The sequence below is a fragment of the Cribrihabitans pelagius genome (assembly GCF_048820915.1).
In the GTDB taxonomy this organism is placed as follows: Bacteria; Pseudomonadota; Alphaproteobacteria; order Rhodobacterales; family Rhodobacteraceae; genus Cribrihabitans_A; species Cribrihabitans_A pelagius.
Genome location: NZ_JBMERR010000001.1, coordinates 183,624 through 206,629 on the forward strand (window position 1 = coordinate 183,624; position 23,006 = coordinate 206,629).

20 protein-coding genes and 1 riboswitch are annotated in these 23,006 nt (G+C 65.8%); of the genes, 16 read left to right on the top strand and 4 right to left on the bottom strand.

The features are described 5' to 3' along the window. Window positions 1-288 precede the first annotated feature (288 nt). The 6 genes from ACOHX0_RS00840 to ACOHX0_RS00865 all read left to right on the top strand — a co-directional run bounded on the left by ACOHX0_RS00840 (window position 289) and on the right by ACOHX0_RS00865 (window position 6,523). Complete coding sequence (locus ACOHX0_RS00840; protein ID WP_420674722.1) at window positions 289-1,404, top strand: hypothetical protein; 1,116 nt, start codon at window positions 289-291, stop codon at window positions 1,402-1,404. A gap of 107 nt (window positions 1,405-1,511) precedes the next feature. After that, window positions 1,512-3,449, top strand: coding sequence for an AAA family ATPase (locus ACOHX0_RS00845; RefSeq protein WP_420674723.1), 1,938 nt, complete (start codon window positions 1,512-1,514; stop codon window positions 3,447-3,449). Continuing rightward, window positions 3,446-4,222 (top strand): hypothetical protein, encoded by a 777-nt coding sequence (locus ACOHX0_RS00850; protein ID WP_420674724.1) that lies wholly within the window; start codon window positions 3,446-3,448, stop codon window positions 4,220-4,222. Before ACOHX0_RS00845 ends, ACOHX0_RS00850 begins: the two co-directional genes overlap by 4 nt. Then, entirely contained in the window at window positions 4,219-5,601 is a 1,383-nt protein-coding gene (locus ACOHX0_RS00855) for a DUF6638 family protein (protein WP_420674725.1), read from the top strand. The genes ACOHX0_RS00850 and ACOHX0_RS00855 overlap by 4 nt, the downstream gene beginning before the upstream one ends. Next, the gene (locus ACOHX0_RS00860) at window positions 5,602-5,868 is read left to right on the top strand and encodes a hypothetical protein (protein WP_420674726.1); all 267 of its coding nucleotides are present in this window, start codon (window positions 5,602-5,604) and stop codon (window positions 5,866-5,868) included. A gap of 10 nt (window positions 5,869-5,878) precedes the next feature. Beyond that, window positions 5,879-6,523 carry a DUF1523 family protein gene (locus tag ACOHX0_RS00865; protein ID WP_420674727.1) on the top strand — a complete coding sequence of 215 codons (645 nt, stop codon included), beginning with the start codon at window positions 5,879-5,881 and terminating at the stop codon, window positions 6,521-6,523. 34 nt (window positions 6,524-6,557) lie between these two features. On the opposite strand, the gene ACOHX0_RS00870 is transcribed toward ACOHX0_RS00865, so the two are convergent. After that, window positions 6,558-7,094 carry a dihydrofolate reductase family protein gene (locus ACOHX0_RS00870; RefSeq protein WP_420674728.1) on the bottom strand — a complete coding sequence of 179 codons (537 nt, stop codon included), beginning with the start codon at window positions 7,092-7,094 and terminating at the stop codon, window positions 6,558-6,560. A gap of 272 nt (window positions 7,095-7,366) precedes the next feature. Continuing rightward, a riboswitch (cobalamin riboswitch) is annotated at window positions 7,367-7,564 on the top strand. Between the two features lie 107 nt (window positions 7,565-7,671). Between ACOHX0_RS00870 and ACOHX0_RS00875 the strand changes: the two genes are divergently transcribed. From ACOHX0_RS00875 to ACOHX0_RS21885, 3 genes are all read left to right on the top strand, one after another. After that, window positions 7,672-8,907, top strand: a complete 1,236-nt coding sequence (locus tag ACOHX0_RS00875) for an aromatic ring-hydroxylating oxygenase subunit alpha (RefSeq protein WP_420674729.1) — start codon at window positions 7,672-7,674, stop codon at window positions 8,905-8,907. Between the two features lie 4 nt (window positions 8,908-8,911). Next, window positions 8,912-9,997, top strand: coding sequence for an FAD-binding oxidoreductase (locus tag ACOHX0_RS00880; RefSeq protein WP_420674730.1), 1,086 nt, complete (start codon window positions 8,912-8,914; stop codon window positions 9,995-9,997). A 79-nt stretch (window positions 9,998-10,076) separates the two neighbouring features. Next, window positions 10,077-10,526 carry a GFA family protein gene (locus ACOHX0_RS21885; protein ID WP_475682600.1) on the top strand — a complete coding sequence of 150 codons (450 nt, stop codon included), beginning with the start codon at window positions 10,077-10,079 and terminating at the stop codon, window positions 10,524-10,526. A gap of 120 nt (window positions 10,527-10,646) precedes the next feature. On the opposite strand, the gene ACOHX0_RS00890 is transcribed toward ACOHX0_RS21885, so the two are convergent. Further along, window positions 10,647-12,224, bottom strand: a complete 1,578-nt coding sequence (locus ACOHX0_RS00890) for a DUF5928 domain-containing protein (protein ID WP_420674732.1) — start codon at window positions 12,222-12,224, stop codon at window positions 10,647-10,649. 139 nt (window positions 12,225-12,363) lie between these two features. On the opposite strand from ACOHX0_RS00890, the gene ACOHX0_RS00895 reads away from it, so the two are divergent. Continuing rightward, complete coding sequence (locus ACOHX0_RS00895; RefSeq protein ID WP_420674733.1) at window positions 12,364-13,182, top strand: sulfotransferase family protein; 819 nt, start codon at window positions 12,364-12,366, stop codon at window positions 13,180-13,182. Window positions 13,183-14,249: 1,067 nt separating this feature from the next. Here the strand turns inward: ACOHX0_RS00895 and ilvD are convergent. Both ilvD and ACOHX0_RS00905 read right to left on the bottom strand, forming a co-directional pair. Further along, window positions 14,250-16,094 carry a dihydroxy-acid dehydratase gene (gene ilvD, locus ACOHX0_RS00900; RefSeq protein WP_420674734.1) on the bottom strand — a complete coding sequence of 615 codons (1,845 nt, stop codon included), beginning with the start codon at window positions 16,092-16,094 and terminating at the stop codon, window positions 14,250-14,252. A gap of 162 nt (window positions 16,095-16,256) precedes the next feature. Beyond that, window positions 16,257-17,450, bottom strand: a complete 1,194-nt coding sequence (locus ACOHX0_RS00905; protein WP_420674735.1) for a benzoate/H(+) symporter BenE family transporter — start codon at window positions 17,448-17,450, stop codon at window positions 16,257-16,259. A 130-nt stretch (window positions 17,451-17,580) separates the two neighbouring features. On the opposite strand from ACOHX0_RS00905, the gene ACOHX0_RS00910 reads away from it, so the two are divergent. The 6 genes from ACOHX0_RS00910 (at window position 17,581) to ACOHX0_RS00935 (ending at window position 22,772) form a co-directional block, all read left to right on the top strand. Beyond that, window positions 17,581-18,174, top strand: coding sequence for a helix-turn-helix domain-containing protein (locus ACOHX0_RS00910; RefSeq protein WP_420674736.1), 594 nt, complete (start codon window positions 17,581-17,583; stop codon window positions 18,172-18,174). 75 nt (window positions 18,175-18,249) lie between these two features. Beyond that, a complete protein-coding gene (locus tag ACOHX0_RS00915) occupies window positions 18,250-19,119 on the top strand; it encodes a DMT family transporter (RefSeq protein ID WP_420674737.1) in 870 nt (289 codons plus the stop codon). 68 nt (window positions 19,120-19,187) lie between these two features. Further along, entirely contained in the window at window positions 19,188-19,667 is a 480-nt protein-coding gene (gene smpB / locus ACOHX0_RS00920; protein ID WP_420674738.1) for an SsrA-binding protein SmpB, read from the top strand. 407 nt (window positions 19,668-20,074) lie between these two features. Further along, entirely contained in the window at window positions 20,075-20,581 is a 507-nt protein-coding gene (locus ACOHX0_RS00925) for a hypothetical protein (RefSeq protein ID WP_420674739.1), read from the top strand. A gap of 152 nt (window positions 20,582-20,733) precedes the next feature. Next, window positions 20,734-21,588, top strand: coding sequence for a 3-mercaptopyruvate sulfurtransferase (sseA, locus tag ACOHX0_RS00930; protein ID WP_420674740.1), 855 nt, complete (start codon window positions 20,734-20,736; stop codon window positions 21,586-21,588). Further along, complete coding sequence (locus ACOHX0_RS00935) at window positions 21,588-22,772, top strand: amino acid aminotransferase (RefSeq protein WP_420674741.1); 1,185 nt, start codon at window positions 21,588-21,590, stop codon at window positions 22,770-22,772. The genes sseA and ACOHX0_RS00935 overlap by 1 nt, the downstream gene beginning before the upstream one ends. The last annotated feature ends 234 nt before the right edge of the window (window positions 22,773-23,006 follow it).

Consider the following 23,006-nt stretch of genomic DNA (forward strand, 5'->3'; position numbering starts at 1 on the left):
CCGGAACCCTCATCGCCCGGGTGTCTCACTACTCTGCCAAGTCAACGGGAACGCTTAGCATGATCGCCGGTGTTCTGGTTATCCTTTGGGGGCTAGTAAACTGTACCAGGCTGCGAAGCAGTAGAAATGGACTGAAATGAGATCCTTTAACTACAGAGGCCAGCTCCCCGGCGCGGGGGGGTGCGAAGCGCCCGCCCTTTCGCCGAAGGCGAACCTCCGGTTCGACGGGGGCGGCCGGGCGCCGGCCGTGCCGCCAGCGGCACGGCCGGGAAAGGAGACGCTTCGGCAATGACCAACCCCGCCCAGGACCACACCGGCCTCACCGACACCTTCGCCTCGCGCCGCTACTTCCGCAAGTTCGGCACTATCCTGCGCCATCTCACCCGCGTCGCCGCGGCGATGCAGGCCGAGGGGGAGCTCACGAAATCCGACGTCAAGGTGCTGACCGGCTACCTGATGCGGCTCAACTTCAGCTTCCGCACGCTGTCGATGAAATACCTGATGGCGGGCCGCGGCCGCTTTGCCGCGCATCTGTCGATGGACCGGCGCGATAGCGGCTTCCCGGTGGCGGCGGAGCTGATGACCATGGCCAACGACGCCCAGCAGGCCGAACGCCACCTCGCCAACATGCCGGACGCCGATGCGCTGAAGGACGATATGGTCCGCAGCATTATCGCCGAGCGCAAGGCGCCCGCGCGGCTGCAATTCGCGCTGTCGCAGCGTTTTTATTACGAGGAGCTGCTGAAGGGCGATCTGTTCTGGACCCAGAACGACCCGGAATGCGAATGGCTGGAAAACCTCGGCCCCCGGCGGCGGCGCTTTCTGTTGCATTGGGCGGCCTATGACAGCCAAGTGAACCTGCCGGTGATCTACCTGATGGAGCTGGAGGACAGCGGCAAGGTAGCACTCCCCAAAGACGAGCGCCGCTGGCCCGAGTGCCAGGCCCACCTGATGGCGCAGGCACTTGCCGGGCTGAAGCTGGTGACCATCGCCAAGGGCTTTGACGAGGATTTCGGCGACCTCCACCCCAAACGCCTGCGCCGCTTCCACGTCGGGCCGATGTATTCCTCGGCCTATACCGAGCAGTCCGGCCCGCTGCACCGGGTGCTGGGCGAAGCAGACGCGCCCGAGGGTCAGGACTGGGCGCTGGCCTGGACGCTGGAGGCGCTGGAAAGCGAAGACGTGCGCGAAGAGCGCGCGGGCTGGTTCGGCACGGTGGAGCGCGAGGTCTTCGCGCTGGATCCCTTCGGCGGCCGCGGCGCGGAGACCGGCGCCACCCGCACCCGGCGCGCCATCATCCTGCCGCAGCGGCCATTCCAGGTGCTGGCCGAGCTGGACCCGCCGGGCTTCGCCGGGGTGCAGAAATACGTGGTGAGCGAGGCGGGGCAGGTGCTGAGATATTAAGCGCGGCGCTGACTGCCGGGTGCGGGAGCCTCCGGCGGGAGTATTTTGGGCAAGATGACAGGGCGGGCCTGTCTCTGGCGGGCCGGCGGACGGATGGAGAGGCTGAGATGAGCATGACGGGCAACCTGATGGAGCTGCGGGAGGAGGACATCCGCGGGCACTACACGGCGGCGGCGGCGCTGCTCGCGGGGTTCGACCACACCCCGCGCATCGCCAAACCCGTGGCGGAGCCGCAGGCGCGCGAGCGCTCGCCCGGGATCGGCACGCGGCGGCGCTTCCGCTCCACCACGCCGGGGCTGGCGGCGCGCTCCACCGCGCGGCCCGAGGGGGTGCATCTGATTGCGCGCATCGAAGCTGCGGATGACGGCGACCCGCTGACCTCGCCTTTGCAGGCGACCTTGCAGCACGCCTTGCGCCGGGCGCTGGCGGTCTCCTTGGCGATGGCGGAGGCTTATGCCGAAGCGTCCGGCCTCGCGGATCTGAAGCGGGCAAATCTGGCAGGCTCGCTCGACGCCGCGCGCAAGGGCGAGTTCACCGAGCTCTTGGCGGCAGAGGCGCTGATTGCCGTGCATGTCTTTGCCAATTCCGCGGCCTTCCTGCTGGCCCCGCACGGCAGCGAGGCGCAGGCGGAGGTGGGGGAGGCGGAGGAGCTTCTGAGCGAAAACGCCCCGCTCGCCCTGCATGGCGCGCTTTGGGAGCTGGACCAGAAGCTGGCGCAGTATGGCCAGGATGACGCGCATCTGATCGCCGCCACTGCCGCTTATGCCGAGCAGTTGATGGAGAAGGCGGCTTTGCGCGCGCAGAACGCCCCGCGCCTCGGCGCCTTCACCGCTGCCGCCTGGCGGGTGGAGGCGGACGACCTGACGCTGCGCGGTTTCGAGCCCGCGTCAAAGACGAAATCCGCCACCCTCACCATGGCGTTCAAGAAACCGCATGAGGTCGTCGGCAACCATATCGCCAAATACCAGGCGATGCGGCTTGCGAAGATGCTGATGGCCTATGATTTCGACCGCCGCCTGAACCCCTTTGCCGAGATGGGCGGTTTCATCTTCACCTTCATGGGCGACGGCAAGCCGGGCACAGGCAAGACCACGCTGATCCAGATGATGGCCGGTCTCATCCACGACTACTGCCAGACCGCGGGCTACGCCTTCCGCTACCAGAACTTCGGCATCGACAATATCGACAGCTACCAGGGAAAGTCCGGCCAGAACGCCAAGAGCTTCATTCAGAATGTGCTGGATCCGGGCGTGATCGGCTTCGGCACCATCGACGACATCGACCAGATCGCGGGCAAGCGCGGCGACCGGCAGTCCAGCGCGGGCCAGCAGGAGGTGACGGCGGTGTTCATGGAGGCCTTTGCCGGCGCGAACACCGTGGTGCGCGGCAACTGCACCTTCGGGATGTTCTCGAACTACCCCGAGAACGTCGACGACGCCTTGCGCCAGCGGGCCGGCGCGCGCTTCCTGGTCGACGGGCCGCAGACGCGCGAGGATTATATCGACATCCTGACGCTGCTGATGGGGAAGGGCCACGAGATCCCCTTGGGCAACCACGACCTTTACAGCGCGCAGGAGATCCAGCGCGCCGTCGCCCGCTCTTTTGCCGCGCACAACCGCCCGCAGGAGCCTGCGTTGATGGAGGTCTTCAGCCGGGTGCAGGAGCAGGTGGGCGCGCTCGACAGCCTTGCCAAGCTCGGCACCTATCTGAAGGCGATCCAGGCCGCGGACCCGCGCTTCACCGGCCGCGCGATCAAGAACATTACCGATGCGGTGAAGGTCCGCGCGATGGATTTCGAGCTGCCGGACGAGTGGATGGGGAAGCCGGAGCTGTTCCTGTTCAAGGGCTACGAGGAGAAATGCGCCATGATCGCCGAGCTGCGCCGCCCGGTGACGGCGGAGATGGTGATCCAGGAGATCAACCGCTACGCCGACAGCGAGTTCCGCTATGCCGAGAAATCCGACGAGGCCGCGATCGAGGCCATGGTGCGCGATTTCGGGCGGCAGGAAGAGGCGAAGCGGCGGTATCTGGAGGGGAAGGGGTGAGTGACAAGGCGCTAGAACACTTTTGGGAGTATCCTATCAGCTGGAGACTCATGCAAACGTTGCCTGAGGATCAGCAGGCCGCAATTGCAGTCTTAAGTTTCGCTGTTAGTGAGGTGAACGCTCTAAGCCGATTGTATATATTCAATGCGCACAAGCTGATAGGCGAGGCGGCGATTGACTGCGCGACATCTATCCAACGTTTTTTACTGCTTAGAGCGTGGAGCGCAAAGCTTTTTGAGATTGAGGATTTTCTCAATCTTGGCGGTAAGAAAAAAGTTACCCGCGATAAAGAACTTCTTAAGCTGGCTAACAGAGCTCTGGAAAGTTTTGTCACGCTTCGAGACGAAAGGATATACCCGATAGTAAGGGATATTCGGAACGAGGCAACAAGTCACTACTCGCTCACGGCGGCGAAAAAGAACCTTAAGTTCGTGTCATATAACGCAAACTGTAATATGTACATTCATGAGATGAGCGGGAACTCCTTCTACCCAATGGGTGAAGAGGTGATGTTCATTGGTCGTTTGAATAGGCGGGGTGCGTCGTTGCCAACAAAAGACGAGCGTGCTGCTCAATTTGAAAGTTGGATGAACTGGAACGTTTCAGCTACAAATTGGCTAAGCAGTACACATGCAAGCTTCGTCCGCGAGCTAATCTTCGAAAAACAAAAGAGTAGAGCGGCCCGGAAAAGAACCTACTGGATACCGCCTAAGTTTGTTGGATCAAGAGAAGACGGACTGGCGCCAATCTTTCTCAGAAAGCCTCCAAAATGAAACGCCTCATCCACCGCGGCCTGATGTTCGGCAATCTCTTCCACGTCGCCTCGCCCGCGCTGGTGGAGCGCTATAACCGCGCGCTGATGCATCTGACCGGCAAGACCACCGCGCTCAGCGATTTCCACGTCGATATCTCCGGCTACTCGCCCGAGGTGGGGGATGAACTCAACGATATCTTCTACCTCAACCATGCGGGCGTGAACCGGCAGTTCATCCTGCTGTCGACCGAGCAGCAGCGCTGCCCGCTGCTCAATGCGCAGTTCTCCACCAGCCGCGACATCCTGCGCCGCTTCATCGCGGCGAACGAGCGCCAGCTTTTTGCCCTCACCGCGACGGATGCGGTGGCGGGGGAGATGGTGAACTCGGTCTTCGAGGTCTCCAGCCCCGCCAAGCTCTTCGACATCCGCCAGGTGCGGATCGAGGCCGACACCACCCGCGGCACCCTCAAGCACGCGGACAAGCTGGCGGAGCTGGTGGAGCGCTTCAAGAGTGAGGAAGACGGCTGGTTCGACGATGCGCTGATTGCCGAGATGATTGAAACGGCAGAGAAATCCGGCGATGTCACCCGCAACCCGGTGCGCCTTGGCCAAGAGGTCTTTGAGCAGCAGAACTTCTGGACCGCGCATTTCGGCGGGCTCTACCTGTTTCCAGGGCTGGCGCATCCGGCGCTGATCGCGAGCGGGGAGCGGCCCGAGGGCAAGCTGCCGCTGAAACATGTTTTCACGCTGGAGGACCGCCAGCAGATCGCCGAGTTCCTCAAGCTCAACCGCCTGGCCGAGCCGGTGGCGCAGGCGCGCGGCATCGACGGGGCGGCGGTCTTGCGGCAGAAGATGGACTTCATCGCGGTGAGCGCGCTGGCGGAGCAGGGGGTTGACCTCTCGGACCTGCCGCGCAGCGGCTTGCGGCGGCTCGTCGCGCGCCATGCGCAGGACCTGCCTGCGGAATACGAAGGGCTTGCCGCGCTTCTGCGCTGGGCCGAGGACGGCGGCCCGCGCCCCAGCATGCGGCCGAGCCACCCGGCGTTCTTCTATGCCCTGCGCGCAAGTGACACGCCAGAGGCGGAGCTGGTGAACATGCTGCTGGCCGAGCTCGCGCCGCGCGACTTCCGCCAGCTCTTCATCTGCCACAAGCACGCCTTCTACCACCTCTACAGCACCTGGCCCGAGGCCAAGAAGACCTACGCGGCCGAGTTCCTCGCCCGCGAATACGCGGTCGACAAGGCAGGCGCCCGGGCCGCGCTTTTCGGCCATGAGCCGGACATGGAGGGCAAGACCCCCGCGCCGCCCTGGGGCCCGCGGGCGCCAAGCGCCCGCTCCGAACGGCTGGTGGACCGGGTCGGCCCCTGGGGTGCTGTGAAACGCGAGCGGGGGCGCTGAATGTTCGGCTTTCTGCGGCTGGTGCTGCTCCTCGCGGTGGGGCTTACCGTGATCTACGGTGCGGTCTCGCTCTACTCCCGCGAGGTGCGGCGCGCCAAGCTCAAGCGCCACTGGAAACGGAAGGGCTTGACCGGCGACCGCGCGGCCTTCATCCAGCGGGGGCTGCAACAATACGACCGCTCGTTCCGGCGCCGCCTGATCCTGCTGGTCTACATTATTCCGCTGGGGGCGATCGGGCTCCTGGTCTACGTCATCAACTTCATGTGAGGTGCTGCCGATGCGATACATCAAATGGGGCGTCCTGATCCTGATCTGGCTGCTGATCGGCGCCTTCCTGCATTACACGCTGCCGCAATATGACGTGGTGCGCATCGTCAACACCTACGAGGAGCGCCAGGAGCTGAACGACTGGACCCGGATTTTCTGGTCCACTCCCGACGACCAGTCGGTGGAGCTGCAGAACCGCGACGTGCAGTTCATCCAGGCGGTGCGTCCCAACGGCCGCGCAATAGTCTACCGCAACGAGGACACCGGCTGGAACTGGCCGCCCTACTTCAAGTTCGACACCGCCAACCTCTACACCGACGCCAATGATGCGATCTCCAACAAGGCAAACCCCGAATGGGTCGCGGTGATGCATTACGGCTGGCGTAACGAGTTCCTCTCGGCCTTCCCCAACGCGGTCTCGATCAAGACGGTGGCCGGGCCTGATGACAAGCCCACCAACTGGGTGACGATCATCATCCTGGTGCTGCTGGCGGCGCTGTTCTGGGCGATATATGCGCGCTGGCGCCGTTTCCGCCGCGCCCGGATCGACCCGATGGTGGAGCAGGTGGAGGACAGTTTCTACGCCGCGGGCGATGCGATCTCCGAACGCGGCGGCCGGTTCAGGCGCTGGCTGGACAGCTGGAAGTCGAAGTGACCGCGGGACGCCGTCCCACGGGGCGGCGTCCCGGTCAGACGATCCGGTAGGTGTTCTGAACCATTCCGGTGCCAAGCCTGCGCGAAGCCTTCAGCTCCAGCCCGATGTCGCTGCCGAGAGGCCCGAACAAGGAAATGCCGCTGCCAATCAGCACCGGTACGGTGGTGATGGTCAGATCGGCGATCAGACCTTGGCGCAGGAAAGACTGCACCAGCCTTCCGCCGTCGATATAGGCGCGTCTCCAGCCCTCCTGCTGCAGCTCTTGCATGAGGCCGGCGGGAGACGCGCGGCTCAGCTGGACCTTGCCCTGCAAATGCCCGGGAATGTCCCCGCTGGTCAGGCTGCTGCTCAGGACGATAACCGGCTTTGAATAGGGCCACTGGCCAAACCCGAGCACTTTGCGGAAAGACCCCGTCCCCATGACAAGGCCGTCGACGCTGTCCATGAAGGCGGCAAAGCCGCTCTCCTCCTCGCTGATGCCTGGCTGCCGGGTCAGCCAATCGAGCGAATGGTCCTGTCGGGCCACGTAGCCGTCCAGGCTGGTGGCAATGAAAACATGGCCGGTCGTCATCTGATACTCCCTCAACCGCTGCCGCCTCGTGCCGCCAAGCATACCCGGAAAACGTGTCTGTGCGCAGGGGGGCAGCCCGCCTTCGGCCCGGGCAGCGATTCGGAGGGCTCCGCGCTGGAAAGCTGCTGGTCCTCAGGGCTTTGCCGCAAACAGAGGGCAGATTGCCGGTTTGATATCCCGCCGCCTGAACCGGCTCCGGGACGCGGAACCCGCATGTCTCTTTCCGGTTTCCGCGGGTCGGATTTGTCGCCGTAAAGGCCGCGGAAAAAGGGCAATTTCCGCCGCAGCAAGGTGCCGTCCTTCGGGGCGGAGAATTGGGAAGCTGGTGAAACTCCGGCACTGCCCCCGCAACGGTGAACCCGGGCAAGGCATGGCAGATCGCCACTGAAGCGCGCGCTTCGGGAAGGTGCCATGCCCGCCGCAAGCGGCGCCGGGCAAGTCCGGAAACCAGCCTTGCCAGAAAACGTCAACCGCGGGCGGCGGCGGGGCGGTTGCGGGCGCGTGCCCGCGGCCTCTCCCGGCTCATGCCCGCACCCAGCCAACAGGGCCGCGGGGATGCGGCCAAGGAGACAAACAGATGCTTCAGGACAGTGAAATCCTGGCCAAGCTGATGGCGCGGCAGCAGAATTATTCCCTCGAACAGGCGTTCTACACCGATCCCGGCGTCTATGATCTGGACCTGCGCCAGATCTTCTACCGCGAGTGGCTGTTTGCCATCCCCGCCTGCGAGATCCCGAAAGGCGGCAATTACGTCACCCACCAGGTCGGCGCTTACAACATCATCATCGTGCGCGGCAGCGACGGCGAGGTGCGCGCCTTCCACAATGCCTGCCGCCATCGCGGCTCGGTCGTGTGCAAGGCCAAGAAGGGCAGTTCGCCCAAACTTGTCTGCCCCTATCACCAATGGACCTACGAGCTTGACGGCAAGCTGTTGTGGGCGCGCGACATGGGCCCGGATTTCGACGCCTCCAAACACGGGCTGAAGCCGGTGCATTGCCGGGATCTGGCCGGGCTGATCTACGTCTGCCTTGCTGACGAGGCCCCCGACTTCGATGCCTTTGCCGATCTTGCCCGCCCCTATCTGGAGCCGCATGACCTGAGCAATGCCAAAATCGCCCATGAAAGCACCATCGTCGAGAACGGCAACTGGAAGCTGGTCTGGGAGAACAACCGCGAGTGCTATCACTGCGGCGGCAACCACCCCGCGCTCTGCCGCAGTTTCCCCGAGGATCCTTCGGTCACCGGCATCGAAGGCGGCGACACCCCGCCGCATCTGCAAAGGCACTTCGACCGGATCGAGGCAGCAGGCTGCCCCGCGCAGTTCCGCATCGACGCGCGCGGCCAGTACCGGCTTGCCCGGATGCCGCTGAACGAAGGCGCCGAGAGCTACACGATGGACGGCAAACCCGCGGCTGCCAAGCCGCTGGGCCGGGTGCCCTTCGCCGATGCCGGCACGCTTTTGAAGTTCCACTACCCGACCACCTGGAACCACTTCCTGCCGGATCACTCGCTGGTGTTCCGGGTCACTCCGATCAGCGCCACCGAAACCGAAGTCACCACCAAATGGCTTGTCCACAAGGACGCCGCGGAGGGCCAGGATTATGACCTGAAGCGCCTGACCGAGGTCTGGACCGCCACCAACGACGAGGACCGCATCGTGGTCGAGGACAACCAGCGCGGCATCAACTCGCCCGCCTACGAACCGGGGCCCTATTCGCCGTCGCAGGAAAGCGGCGTCATCCAGTTCACCAACTGGTACGGCGCGCATCTGACCCGCGCGCTGACCGGCCGCAACCTGATCGCGGCGGAGTAAGCACATGGGACTGCTCGCCAATTTCGAGACACTGGACGAAACCCTGGCGTGGAAGGACGACGAGATGCTGGAATGCGTCTCGGTTGTGCCGGAAGCGCCCAACACCGCCACCTTCAGCTTCCGCGCGCCTTCGGGCTGCTGGTTCAAGTACCAGCCCGGCCAGTTCCTGACGCTGGAGCTGCCGGTCCCGGAAGGCACCGTCTGGCGCACCTACACGATCAGCTCCTCGCCCTCGCGGCCGCTGTCCATTTCCGTGACGGTGAAGGCGCAGGGCGACAGCATCGGCACCCGCTGGATGCTCGACCACCTGCGCCCCGGCATGCGGCTCAAGGCCTCCGGGCCCGCAGGCGTTTTCACCCTGCCCAGGCGCCCGAACGGCAAGTTCTTGTTCATCTCCGCAGGCTCCGGCATCACGCCCAGCCTTTCGATGACTCAATACCTGTTCGATCGCGGCCAGTCGCCCGACGTCTGCTTCATTAACTGCGCCAAACGCCCGAGCGAGATCATCGCCCGCCGCCAGCTTGAAGGCATGGCGGCGCGGGTGCCCGGCATCAAGCTGCATTTCGTGGTGGAGGAAGACGACCCCTACCAGGTCTGGACCGGCTACCGCGGCCAGCTTAACCAGATCATGCTGGGCCTGATGGCGCAGGACTATCTGGAGCGCGAGGTCTACTGCTGCGGCCCGGAGCCCTTCATGCAGGCGGTGCGCGACATGCTGAACGGCCTCGGCTTCGACATGGAAAACTACCACCAGGAAAGCTTCGGCGCCCCGGTGGAAACCGCAGCCGACGCGCCCGAGATTGACGACGTGATCCCGGCCGAGACCGCCCCGGCCGAAATCCGCTTCGCCGCCTCCGGCGTCACGGCGGGTTGCGCCGAAACCGACACGGTGCTGGCAGTGGCCAAGGCCTCGGGGCTCAACATCCCATCGGGCTGCACCTTCGGCATCTGCGGCACCTGCAAGGTGAAGAAGACCGCAGGCGACGTGCACATGGTCCACAACGGCGGCATCTCGGAAGAGGACATCGAGGCCGGCTACATCCTCGCCTGCTGCTCCAACCCGATCGGGCAGGTCGAGGTCGAGATCTGATTTCAAGGGAGGGCCCGCGCCCCGGGCCCTCCGGTTCTGCCCGGCCGTGTGTGCTGCCTTCAGCCTTGCCCGGTGTGAAGTGTTCCCCTATTGTTCACATGAGCGGGCATCCGGACCGGGGAGGCCAAGCGATGATCAAGGGCAGCGCTGCTGCAAGGCTGTACAATTCGAACTTCTGGCCGAGCCGTCGCTGCTTGGCACCTGCCATTGCTCCCGCTGCCGCAAGGCAGGCGCCAGCAGCATCGTCTTCGTGAAGAAGGCAGACCTGAAATGGATCCAGGGCAAGGACCACGTTGCGCTCTACCAGCCGCCGCCGCCCTACAAATACGGCCGGTGTTTCTGCAGATTCTGCGGCAGCTCGCTGGGAGAGATCCTGTCGGAAGACGACAGCTTCCCAATCGCGGCAAACGCTCTGGACGGCGAGGCCGGGCTCAAGAACCAGTTTCACGAATTTACCGCGGAAAAACCCTCCTGGTACGAGATCTGCGACGCGGCCCCGCAGTCCGGCGGCGCACCGGCGCAAGGCTAGCGCGCAGGCCTGAAGAATTGGCCCGATTATCCGGCCTGACGCAGTGCCTGGACCCAGCCGCCTGACAGCTGCACAGGGCGGGTGTCCCGGGGCAGACCCCAGGCGGGGCACCGGGCCGGCTCAGTCGCCAAACAGCCCCGGCGCCTGCACGACGGCCAGCGCCCGCTCCAGGGGCAGCCCCAGGAAGGCCGCCAGCTGGCTTGCGTTCTCCTCCGCACTGCCGCCATCGCGTATCCGGTAGAGGCTTGCAAACCCCGCCTCTTCGATCTGCGCGGCCTCATGCAGGATATCGTTGCGGATCGCCGGCAACAGCCGTTCCAGCGCCGCGGCCGGGGTTTGCTCCCCGGCCAGCCCGACCCGCCGGGCATGGCCTTCCAGATAGGCGTCCGTGAAGCTGCACTCGATATGCAGAAGCCGCACCTTGGCCCGGTCCGAGGTGAAGTCCCGCATCAGCTCCATGCCGGAGGGGTCGAGGCAGAGGATCAGCCGCCGGTCTCCGAAATAATCAAACAGCATCCGCACCAGCGCCCGCCGGTGCCGGGTGCGCTTCTCCAGCGCCCCCTCGATGCCGCCCAGATTGGGCAGCGGCGTGTCTTCCTCGTCAAACAGGTACTCGATGGCGGGCGTCTCCGTCTCATGGCGCAACTGCGCCAGAAGCCGCTTCGCCACATGCCATTTCTTGCAGACCACCAGCAGCAGCTCGCGGTCATGGCCCAGCGTGCTTTCGGCTTCCCAGAACCGCGGCGCAAACCGGCGCCCGCGGCGGCCGCGCTGCACCAGGAACTCATAAAGCGCGCGCCCCTCGTCCGAAATCGGGAACGCAACCCCTTCCGCCGCATAAAGCGCCCCCAGCCGCGCCTTGAGATCCTGCGCCTCCGGGCTGATCTTGCGGGCAAAGAGGAAGTCCTGGCTCAAGAGCAGGTCGTAATGGTCGTTGTAGAAGGTCACCGGCATCCCGTAGTCGCTGAACATCAGGAAGGTGAGGGTGCGGCTCTCAATCTCCTCCTCCGCCACCAGGTGGCGCGCCAGCGTCTGAAAGAAGGTCTCGTCCGGGATCCAGGTGGTGCGGAAAAAGCGCGTCACATCCGGGCGCTGCTGGAGGAAGGCGAGGATGCGCTCCACCGTGCGCCGCCTGAGGCACCACCACTGGCTGCCGATCTGCATCCGCAGATCTTCGGGAATGCGCCGCTTCAGCCCCAGCCGCCTCTGCAAGGCGTGGCTCGCGTAGAACAGCCGCTTGTTCTTGCGCTCGTTGAAGACATGCCGGTAGATCAGCCGGTCCTTGCGCATGCCGGTCTTGATCCAGCCGCTTTCGAAGAAATCGACGCTCTCGATGAAGTCGCAGTCACGGGCGTCCAGCAGCCGGTGGGCGTATTCGGCGGTCTTGATCGCCATGCAGTCGCCCGACAGCAAATAGAAGTGGCTCGCGTCCGGGAAGGCGTCGGCTGCGGCCTCCAGCGTCAGCAGCGTCGCCTCCACCAGCGACCACTCACCCCAGCCGCATTTGATGCGCCGCGGCGCGAAGGTGACGCCGGGGTTGCCGTCCAGCGCGGCGCGCAGCCTGCGGTAGTCGGCCCGGGGCGCGCGGCCGTCGAAATGGATTGCCACACGGTCGCCCGCCGCCGTCAGCTGTTCCGCCTGCTGCAGGATCGCGGCCGGGTCTTTGTGGCACAGAAGGATATACGCAATCTTAGCCATTTCTGCGGAATAACTGCCTCGGCCTGCCTGGTTTCCGCCCTTGATACGGGCGGGGGCCGGGCGAATAAACCGGATTGTTTCCGGCGTGCGAAAGATGTCAACTACTGCGGCAGGCAGGACAAAGGCGGAGCAGCGGCAGATGGGATTTCCCGGCACCTGGATGACAGAAAGCGAAAGCGTTCTCTATCGCGTGGTGCCGAAATGCGCCTGTTCGACCATCGGCCAGATCCTCTACTACTCCGATCACGGGCGCTTCTTCGAGGGCGACATCCACGATTCCACCGAAGGCCTGCACAAATGGGCGCAGGCGGAAAGCCAGCCGGCGATCAGCGCCGCCGTGCAAAAGGGCAGCACTTATGCCTTCACCTGCGTGCGCAATCCCTATACCCGCATCCTCAGCTCCTTCTTCGACAAGATTTGCGGCATCCAGCGCAACGGGCGGCGCTACCGCGGCAACCTGGTGCCGGAGCTCGCCTATCGATACGGGGTCGAAGCCGGAGGCGAGGACGGCAAGCAGGCGTTCGACCAGATCGCAAGCTTCCGCCGCTTCCTGCTGTTCGCGCGCGACACCATCCGCTGGCGCCGCCCGATGGAACCCGACATCCACTGGTCCGCGGTCTCGGGCCATGTGTCGACCTTCATCCAGAATGGCGGCCGCTACGACCGGATCTTCTGGACCGAGGATTTTGCCGCCGGCATGCAAGGGGTGCTCGACGCGATCGAGACGCCGCACGCGGTGGACCTCGCCTCGATCCCGCGCTTCAACGAAAGCGAAGGCCACGGCCCCAAGCGCGCCCACCCGGTCGAGGACTACTTCGACGACCTCTCGATGCATCTCGTCTACGAGATCTACAAGCGCGATTTCGAGCTGTTCAAATACGACTTCGAAAACCCGGCCAACAAGATGCCGGTGGGCGAGATCGACCTCGACGAGGTGCACGCCAAGCTCGGCGGCTAAGCCCGCTCCGCGGCTGAGGGGCAGGGGGGCAGGAGGCTCCCGCGCCTTCGCCGCTGCATCAAAGATGCAGCACGAAGCCTTGGGCCGGGCGCCGCTGGCGCGGCCCCGCGCCTGCCGCCCCCGGGCCAAGCGTCCTGGCAGGTATTATTCCGCCTTCGTGCACCGCATGCGGGAAGGCGCGCCAAACCTCTTGCCGCCGCCGTCTGCGGAAAGCCCCCCTCCAGCGGGTCCGGAATGAAGCGGACGGTATAGCTGGCGGTCAGATCTCTCTTGTACTTGCGCCAGAACTGACCGTCGCGGGTTTCCGTGACGGCCGCGGGGATGCCGGCAACTTTCCATTTCAGCCGGTACGTCCCATCGCGCTTTTTTCTTAACTTCGCGGCTTTGCGTCCCTTGCAGACGTGCTGCGTCACCCGGTCATGGGCGGAACCTGCCCCGTTCTCCGCGCCGGTGACGAACCCATCCGCCCGGGAGGTGAATTCACGGTCAGCAGGGCGCCGGGAGGAGGTGCTGCCGTTATGGGGGCAGGCGTATTTTTCGGTGGCGGCAGTTGCTGGGGCCGGAGCTGCGAGGAAAATGAGCGCGGCAATGGATCTAAGCATGTTTTCCCAATATTTCCCCAGCGGCAATTGGCTTCGGCCGATCCGCCGGACGGAGTGTTTCAAGCCGTTTGCGCGGGCATCTGATCCGTGCTCCAAAGAAAACGCATTGGCCTTTTCCCGGGCGGCTCAGCCCCGCTCCCGATGCAGCCCCCAGGCCGCACTTTCTGACCTCAAATACCCCCGCCGGAGGCCCGCCGTGCGCCAGCACGGCGCCCTGCCCGACACCGCCAAGCGCACGGGCGGCCGCGCTGGGCTGATGCAAGAGATTTGTCGGCAAGCGGTTCAAGGCCAGGTCTGCCCTGAACGCGCCTCAGCCATTGCGGGACGCCCGAGACCGCCTCAAGGGCAGGCGGCTGCGCCGCCGCGCGAAGGCGCAGCCCTTGACCCGGCCTCAGGCGCGGGAGCCAAAAGAAAACCCGCCGCGGTTGGGGCGGCGGGTTTGATGTGTTTAGTGACCGGATTGCCTCAGTCTTCGCCGGGCAGCGCGCGCACGGCGCCCTTGGCGGCGGAGGTGGCGAGCAGCGCATAGGCCTTCAGCGCCTTGGAAACCTTGCGCTTGCGCGGCTCGGCCGGCTTCCAGCCTTTGGCGTCCTGCTCCTCGCGGCGCGCGGCCAGTTCCTCGTCCGCGACCGCCAGGTGGATGGTGCGGTTGGGGATGTCGATTTCGATGGTGTCTCCCGGACGCACCAGGCCGATCTCGCCGCCTTCGGCTGCTTCAGGCGAGACATGGCCGATCGACAGGCCGGAAGTGCCGCCGGAGAAGCGCCCGTCGGTCAACAGCGCACAGGCTTTACCCAGGCCCTTCGACTTCAGGTAGGAGGTCGGGTAGAGCATCTCCTGCATGCCGGGTCCGCCGCGCGGGCCTTCGTAGCGGATCACCACCACGTCGCCTGCCTCGACCTTGCCGGTCAGGATGTCGTTCACCGCCTGGTCCTGGCTTTCGCAGACATAGGCGGAGCCGGTGAATTTCAGGATGTGCTCATCGACGCCCGCGGTCTTCACGATGCAGCCTTCCCGGGCAATGTTGCCGAACAGCACCGCAAGGCCGCCGTCCTGGCTGAAAGCGTGTTCCTTGGCGCGGATCACGCCGTTTTCGCGGTCGGTGTCCAGTTCCTTGTAGCGGTTGGCCTGGGAAAACGCCTGGGTGGTGCGGACGCCGCCGGGGGCGGCTTTGAACAGCGCCTCGGCCGCGGGGTTTTCAGCCACCTTGATGTCCCACTTGGCAATTGCCTCGCCCATGGTCGCGGTGTGCACGGTGTGGCAGTCCTCGTGCAGCAGCCCTGCGCGGCTCAGCTCGCCCAGGATCGAGAAAATGCCGCCCGCGCGGTGCACGTCTTCCATGTGGACGTTGTGGATGTTGGGCGCGACCTTGCACAGGCACGGCACCCGGCGGCTGAGCCGGTCCATGTCGGACATGGTGAAGTCCACTTCACCCTCATTGGCAATGGCCAGCAGGTGCAGAACGGTGTTGGTGGAACCGCCCATGGCGATATCAAGGCTCATCGCGTTCTCGAAGGCCTCAAACGTGGCGATTTCGCGCGGCAGAAAGCCTTTCTCCTCGTCCTGGTAGTGGCGCTTGGTGATCTCGACGATCTTGCGGCCGGCTTCCAGGAACAGGTGCTTGCGGTCGGCGTGGGTGGCCAGGGTCGAGCCGTTGCCCGGCAGCGCCAGCCCCAGCGCCTCGGCCAGGCAATTCATCGAGTTCGCAGTGAACATGCCGGAGCACGACCCGCAGGTGGGGCAGGCGTTTTCCTCGATGTGCTTGACCTGCTCGTCGGTGAAGTGATCGTCCGCCGCGGCCACCATGGCGTCCACCAGGTCGATCTTCTTCATGTCGAGATCGGCAATATCGATCTTGCCCGCTTCCATCGGCCCGCCGGAGACAAAGATCGCCGGGATGTTGAGGCGCATGGCGGCCATCAGCATGCCGGGGGTGATCTTGTCGCAGTTGGAGATGCAGACCATGGCGTCGGCGCAATGGGCATTGACCATGTATTCGACCGAGTCCGCGATCACCTCGCGCGAGGGCAGCGAGTAGAGCATGCCGTCATGGCCCATGGCGATGCCGTCATCCACCGCGATGGTGTTGAACTCCTTGGCGACGCCGCCGGCCGCCTCGACCTCGCGGGCCACCATTTGGCCCAGGTCCTTCAGGTGCACGTGGCCGGGCACGAACTGGGTAAACGAGTTGACGATGGCGATGATCGGCTTGCCGAAGTCATCGTCCTTCATGCCGGTCGCGCGCCACAATCCGCGCGCGCCCGCCATGTTGCGGCCATGGGTGGAGGTTCTGGATCGGTACATCGGCATGGTGCTGGTTCCCTTGTCTTTGCCCCTCAGGGACACGATTTGCGCAATAAAGGCAACACATCGGGACCGGGTTTATACGGTTTCTTTCAAAATGGCGATGGCAGAGAGACTTGCAAGGCGCTCCGCGCCGTTTCCGCCCCGTGAGAAGGGCGGGAAGGCGGCTCAGGCGGGGCGGCGCTGCTGCGATACGGCGGCAGGCTGCGGCCGGGCCAGCAGGTGATTCACCAATAGCCCCAGCACAAGCGCCCAGAACGGCGCGCCGATCCCCCAGAAGCCGATGCCCGACACCGTGACCATGAAAGTAACCAGCGCTGCCTCGCGCCCGCGCGCCTCCGCCAGCGCCGCCGACAGGCTGTTCGCGATTGTCGGCAGCAGCGCCAGCCCCGCCACCGTGGCGATCAGCGCGCCGGGAGCAATCAGGAACAGCCCGATCACCGCCGCCCCGCCCAGCCCCGCGCCGATATAAACCAGCCCCGTCATCACCCCGGCCAGGTAGCGGGTCGCGGGGTTCTCGTCCGCTTCCGGTCCCGCACAGATCGCGGCGGTGATGGCGGCGAGGTTGAAGGCAAAGCCGCCGAAGGGCGCCAGCAGCAGGGACGCGAGACCGGTCACCGTGAGGCTGGCCGAAACCGGCGGCACGTAACCCGAGGCCTTCAGCGCCACCACGCCCGGCATGTTCTGCGAACTCATCGTCACCACGTAAAGCGGCAGGCCGATGCCGATCAGCACCGGCAGGGAGAACGCAGGCGCCACGAACTCCGGCCGCGCCAGGCTCAGCGCCAGCCCCCCGGTGCTGCCAAAACCGCCGGTGGCCGCAGTCCAGAGGCAGCCCGCCAGCAGCACCGCCGGGATGGCATAGCGCGGAAACCACAGCCGCCCGGCGAGGAAGGTGAAGCCCATAACCGCCACCAATACCGTTTCGCTCTCCAGTGCGGCAAAGGCGGAGAGCCCGAACTGGAACAGGATGCCCGCCAGCATCGCGCTGGCCAGGCTGTCCGGGATCAGCCGCGCCAGCCCGGCAAACCAGCCGGTGAGCCCGGTCAGGGTGAGCAGCAGCGCGCAAAGCAGGAAGGCCCCCACCGCCTCCGCCATCGGCACGCCCGCAAGGCTCCCCGCCAGCAGCGCAGCACCCGGCGTCGACCAGGCGGTGAGGATCGGCATCCGGAACGCCAGCGACAGCCCCAGTGTCGTTACCCCCATGCCCAGACCCAGCGCCAGCATCCAGCTGTTTGCCTGCGCCTGCGTCGCCCCCGCCGCCTCGATCGCCTGGAAGATTATCGCGGCCGAGCCGGTATAGCCCACCAGCACCGCCACCAGGCCGGAGACGGCATGGGAGAGTTTCACATCCTTCAGCATCGCGGCTTTCCTTTCCCGGCCCGCGCGGTAGAGTGGCGAGCGCTATAACGTCCGCCGCATCCTAAGCTGCGTGCGTTATAGCGCACAAGGGTTTTTGGCGTCCGGCGCGGGCCGGACTGGGGAGACACAGGTGGCCGAAGAGAAAATCCGCATCAATCTGCGCAGCTTGCGCCAGGGCGCGGGTCTGAGTCTGGCGCAGGCGGCGGCCCGGACCGGGGTCAGCAAGGCGATGCTGGGCCAGATCGAGCGCGGCGAATCGAGCCCGACGCTGGCGACGCTGTGGAAGCTCGCCAAGGGCTTCCACCTGCCGCTCACCGCCTTCATCGAAGACCTGGTGCCCCCCGCCGAACAGCCGCCGCTTCCCCCCGGCGCTGGGACCGGGGACCGGCAGCCGCAGCTGGTGCAGTTCCCCGGCTCCATTGCCGTGCGCCCGGTCTTTGCCTTCGACCCCCGCCTGGGCTCGGAGAGCTTCGAAGTGACGCTTGCGCCGCAGCAGACCCACGTGTCGCAAGCGCACGACGGGGGTGTGGTGGAGGATGTCTTTGTCACCCTGGGCACGGCCGAGGTGCTCTCCGGCGGCATCTGGCAGCGGCTGGAAGCGGGGGAGGGGCTGCGCTTTGCCGCCGACGCGGCGCATGGCTACCGCAATCCGGGCAACGCCCCCGCGCGCTTCCTGAACACGCTCTACTATCCGAAGGCTGCGCCGCTGGTCCCGCGCGGCTGACCGATTTCGATTGCGGCGGGGCAGGGCCGGGCCTACCACTTGCGCCATTGGTTCAAGGAATTGAAGGGACGCGGCATGGAGACGATGCGCGGAAGCCTCCTGATGGTGCTGGCGATGGCGGCTTTCGCGCTGGAGGACATGTTCCTCAAATCCGCCGCCCGGAGCCTGCCGGTGGGACAGATCCTGATCCTGTTCGGGCTTGGCGGCATGGCGGTCTTTGCTGTCATGGCGCGTGCGCAAGGGCACTCCCCGTGGCACCCGGGTTTTTGCACGCGCCCGATGCTGTGGCGCTCCCTGGCGGAGGCCGCGGGACGGCTCTGTTTCACCCTGGCGATTGCGCTCACGCCCTTGTCCTCGGCCTCGGCGATCCTGCAGGCGACCCCCTTGGCGGTGGCGGCCGGCGCGGTGGTGTTCTTTGGCGAGCGCGTCGGCTGGCGGCGCTGGCTGGCGATCGGGGCCGGTTTTGCGGGCGTGCTGCTGATCCTGCGCCCGGGGCTTGGCGGTTTCGAGCTGGCCTCGCTGTTTGCGGTGGCGGGCACCTTGGGCTTTGCCGGCCGCGACCTTGCCACCCGGGCCGCGCCCGCGGGCATGAGCAACGCGCAGCTTGGCGTCCTTGGCTTTGCGATGGTGGTTGCGGCGGGCGTGCTGGCGCTGGCCTGGACTGGCGGCGCCCGCTGGCCCGCGCCGGGCACCTGGGGGCAGCTGGCCTGCGCCACCGGCATCGGGGTGATTGCCTACAACGCGCTCTCGGCGGCGATGCGGCAGGGCGAGATTTCGGTCATTGCGCCGTTCCGCTACACCCGGCTGGTCTTCGCCATGCTGCTGGGCGTCCTGGTCTTCGGCGAGCGGCCCGATGCGCTGACGCTCCTCGGCAGCGCCATCATCGTCACCAGCGGCGCCTTCACCCTCTTGCGCAGCCGCAAGCCCGCTGTCCGGACCGTGTAACGCCGGCATCCGGCATCATGCCCAGGCCACCTTGCGCAAGCCGCGCCGCCGCCTTACATCTGCTCCCCATGGCCAAGAAGCAGAACTCCGACCCGAACTACAAGGTGATTGCCGAGAACCGCCGCGCGCGGTTCGACTACGCGATCGAGGATGACCTCGAATGCGGCATCGTGCTTCACGGCTCGGAGGTGAAATCCCTGCGCGGCAGCGGCACCAATATCGCCGACAGCTATGCCGCGGTGGAAAACGGCGAGCTGTGGCTGGTGAACGCCTATATCCCGCCCTATGCGCAGGCCAAGACCTTCCAGCACGAGGAGCGCCGCCGCCGCAAGCTGCTGGTCTCGCGCAAGCAGATGGCCGACCTGTGGAACGCCACCCAGCGCAAGGGCCTGACCCTGGTGCCGCTTGTGATCTATTTCAATCACAAGGGCCTGGCGAAGATGAAAATCGGCATCGCCAAGGGCAAGAAGGCGCATGACAAGCGCGAGGTGGAGGCCAAGCGGGACTGGTCGCGGCAAAAGCAGCGGCTGCTGAAGGACCATAGCTGAGCCGTTAGTGATTGCCACCAGCGCGGGACAAGGCCGCCAGGCCGGCGCGCATCGCCGGCGCGCCCCCACGCGGCGGCGATTTGGCTGAGGCTGGGAGGTCCCTCGAAAGGGTCTACGGACTTTGCAGACATAAACTGCCATTCACTTCCGTCCGGATCGCCACCGCGCGCGCCGGCAACGCGCCGCTCTTCCCGTTTTTTCCGAGTAGTCGCCGTCAGCCAGGTCCTGGCATTTGACGAATTACCTCACGCATAGCTTTGGATACCGTCCCTGGCGGATTTTCCGCGCCCGGTTGCAATAGCCTACCGTTTCAGTCAGATAAGCGCCACCCCAGCGGATTCCTCCCTCGAATCATGCCCGGCATCCCTCCGAACCACCGGCCCAATGCGCCAAGGACAGGACACCAGATGCCGCCTCCGCTCCCGACCGATTGCCAATCCCCCGCCGCCTCCCGCCCGCTTGCGGACCTCGGCCTCGATCCGTTCGAGACCGCGCTGCTGCCGCTCCTGCGCCATTTCGCGGCGAGCCTGCGCGCACCGGGCACCCAGTCCTGGCAGCTTGCCTACCAGACCGCGGCCGAGCGCTGGGGCGAAAGCTTCGGCCTGCCGCTTGCCCATGCGCTGGCAGGGCTGGCCGGGCGGGCGGATGCGCTGATCGGCGGGCTCACCTGCCACGGCGCGCTGGACCTTGCCACCCGGCAGAGCGTCACCGCGGACGAGGCGGCCTTCCTGCGGATGCTGCACCACATGCGCCGCGACCAGGCCCCGCCCGCGCGGCAGGCGGTGGCAGAGCTGGCGCGCGGCCGCATGGACGCCGGGCTGATCCGCTGCGGGTTGAGCTTCGCCCGCCGCTTCCCGGCCGGCATCGAGGTCCCGGCCGCCCCCTCCCGCCCGCGGCTCCGCATCGCGGTGTGAACCCGCAGCCGCGCGCCGCCAGGAAGCCGGGCGCATCGCCGCCATCTTGCGGTGCGCCCGGCGCGATTATCCTCGGCGGTGGCTGCGGGCTTCCCTTGCGCCTCCGCCGCGGCAATAGTACCCATGCGCAAGCGCATGACGGGAGGGCAGCGATGCAGGATGATCCGAAAACCCTTGTTTCCACCGAGTGGCTGGCGGCCCATCTGAAGGACCCCGACCTCAGGGTGCTCGATGCCTCCTGGTACCTGCCGCAGCAGGAGCGCAACGCCAAGGCCGAATACGCCGCCGCGCATATTCCCGGCGCCCGCTTCTTCGACATCGAGGAGATCTCGGACCACCGCTCCGACCTGCCGCATATGGTGCCGCCGGTGGAAAAGTTCATGTCCCGCCTGCGCGCGATGGGCGTGGGCGACGGCCACCAGGTGGTGATTTATGACGGCATGGGCCTGTTCTCCGCCGCCCGCGTCTGGTGGCTGTTCCGCCTGATGGGGCAGGAGAATGTGGCTGTGCTCGACGGCGGCTTCCCCAAGTGGCAGGCCGAGGGCCGCCCGGTCGAGGACCTGCCGCCGGTGATCCGCGACCGCCACATGACGGTGCGGGTGCAGAACCATCTGGTGCGCGATGTCACCCAGGTCTCCGCCGCGGCCAAGCTGGGCGACCACGAAATCATCGACGCCCGCTCCGCCGAACGCTTCCGCGGCGACAGCCCCGAACCCCGCCCGGGTCTGCGCGCGGGCCACATTCCGGGTGCGAAGAACGTGCCTTTCGGCACGCTGTTCAACGAGGACGGCACCATGAAGGATGCAGACGGCCTCCGCGCCACCTTCGAGGCCGCCGGTGCCGACCTCGCCAAACCCGTCATCACCACCTGCGGATCGGGTGTGACCGCCGCCGTCCTCAGCCTCGCCCTGGAGCGGATCGGCAAGACCGACCACGCGCTCTACGATGGCTCCTGGGTGGAATGGGGCGCCTTCCCGACCCTTCCCGTTGCTACCGGAGAGACCTGATGTTCGAGACCCTGAAAGCCCAGCCAGCCGACAAGATCCTGGCGCTCATGCAGATGTACCGCGACGACCCGCGCGCCGGGAAGATCGACCTTGGCGTCGGCGTCTACAAGAACGCCGAAGGCGTCACTCCGGTGATGCGCGCCATCAAGGCCGCCGAGCACAAGCTGTGGGAAGAGCAGACCACCAAGGCCTATGTCGGCCTCGCCGGTGACCCGGCCTATGCGGACGCGATGATCCAGCTGATCCTGGGCGATGCGGTCGCGCGTGAGAACATCGCCGCCGCCGCCACTCCCGGCGGCACCGGCGCCGTGCGCCAGGCCTTCGAGATGATCCGGATGGCCAACCCCAAGGCGCGCGTCTTCGTCTCCGACCCGACCTGGCCGAACCACATCTCGATCCTGAAATACGTTGGCATCGAAACCGTCACCTACCGCTATTTCGACAGCGAAACCCGCGGCGTGAACTTCGACGGCATGATCGAAGACCTGAAGGGGGCCAGCAAGGGCGACGTGGTGCTTCTGCACGGCTGCTGCCACAACCCCACCGGCGCCAACCTCAACGCGGTGCAGTGGAAAGAAGTCATCGCGCTGATGAACGAGCGCGGTCTGATCCCGATGATCGACATCGCCTACCAGGGCTTCGGCGACGGTCTGGAAGAGGACGCCAAGGGCGTGCGCCTGGTGGCCTCCAGCTGCCCCGAGGTGCTGATCGCGGCGAGCTGCTCCAAGAACTTCGGCATCTACCGCGAGCGCACCGGCCTGTTGATGGCGGTGAGCCAGGACAAGGGCGCGCAAGCGCTGAACCAGGGCACGCTCGCTTTCCTCAACCGGCAAAACTACTCCTTCCCGCCGGATCACGGCGCGCGTCTGGTGACGATGATCCTCAATGACGCGGGCTTGCGCGCCGATTGGGCTTCTGAGCTGGAAGACACCCGGCTTGGCATGCTGGCCCTGCGCCAGCAGCTGGCGGATGAGCTGCAGCGGCTGACCGGCTCTGACCGCTTCGGCTTCCTGGCCCAGCACCGCGGCATGTTCTCGCTGCTCGGCACCACGCCCGAGCTGGTCGAAAAGATGCGCGCGGACAATGGCATCTACATGGTGGGCGACAGCCGGATGAACATCGCGGGCCTCAACGCGCAGACGGTGCCGCTGCTGGCCAAGGCGATCGTCGACGCCGGCGTCTGACCCTCATTCCAGAAAGCAGCAAACGCGCCCCAAGCGGGCGCGTTTTTTCGTGGCGCGGCGTGGCCTAAGACTTTTAAAAAGTCTTGGCAAAAGCTTTTCAAAGCTTTTGCCCCCGCAGGACGCTGGCGGAGCTGGCTGAGGCTTTGAGGATGGGGCACCGGGCTGCGCATCGTCGGCGCGCGCGGGGGCGATCCGAATGGGTTTGACCGGCACTTTATCCCAGCCGCATCCGTA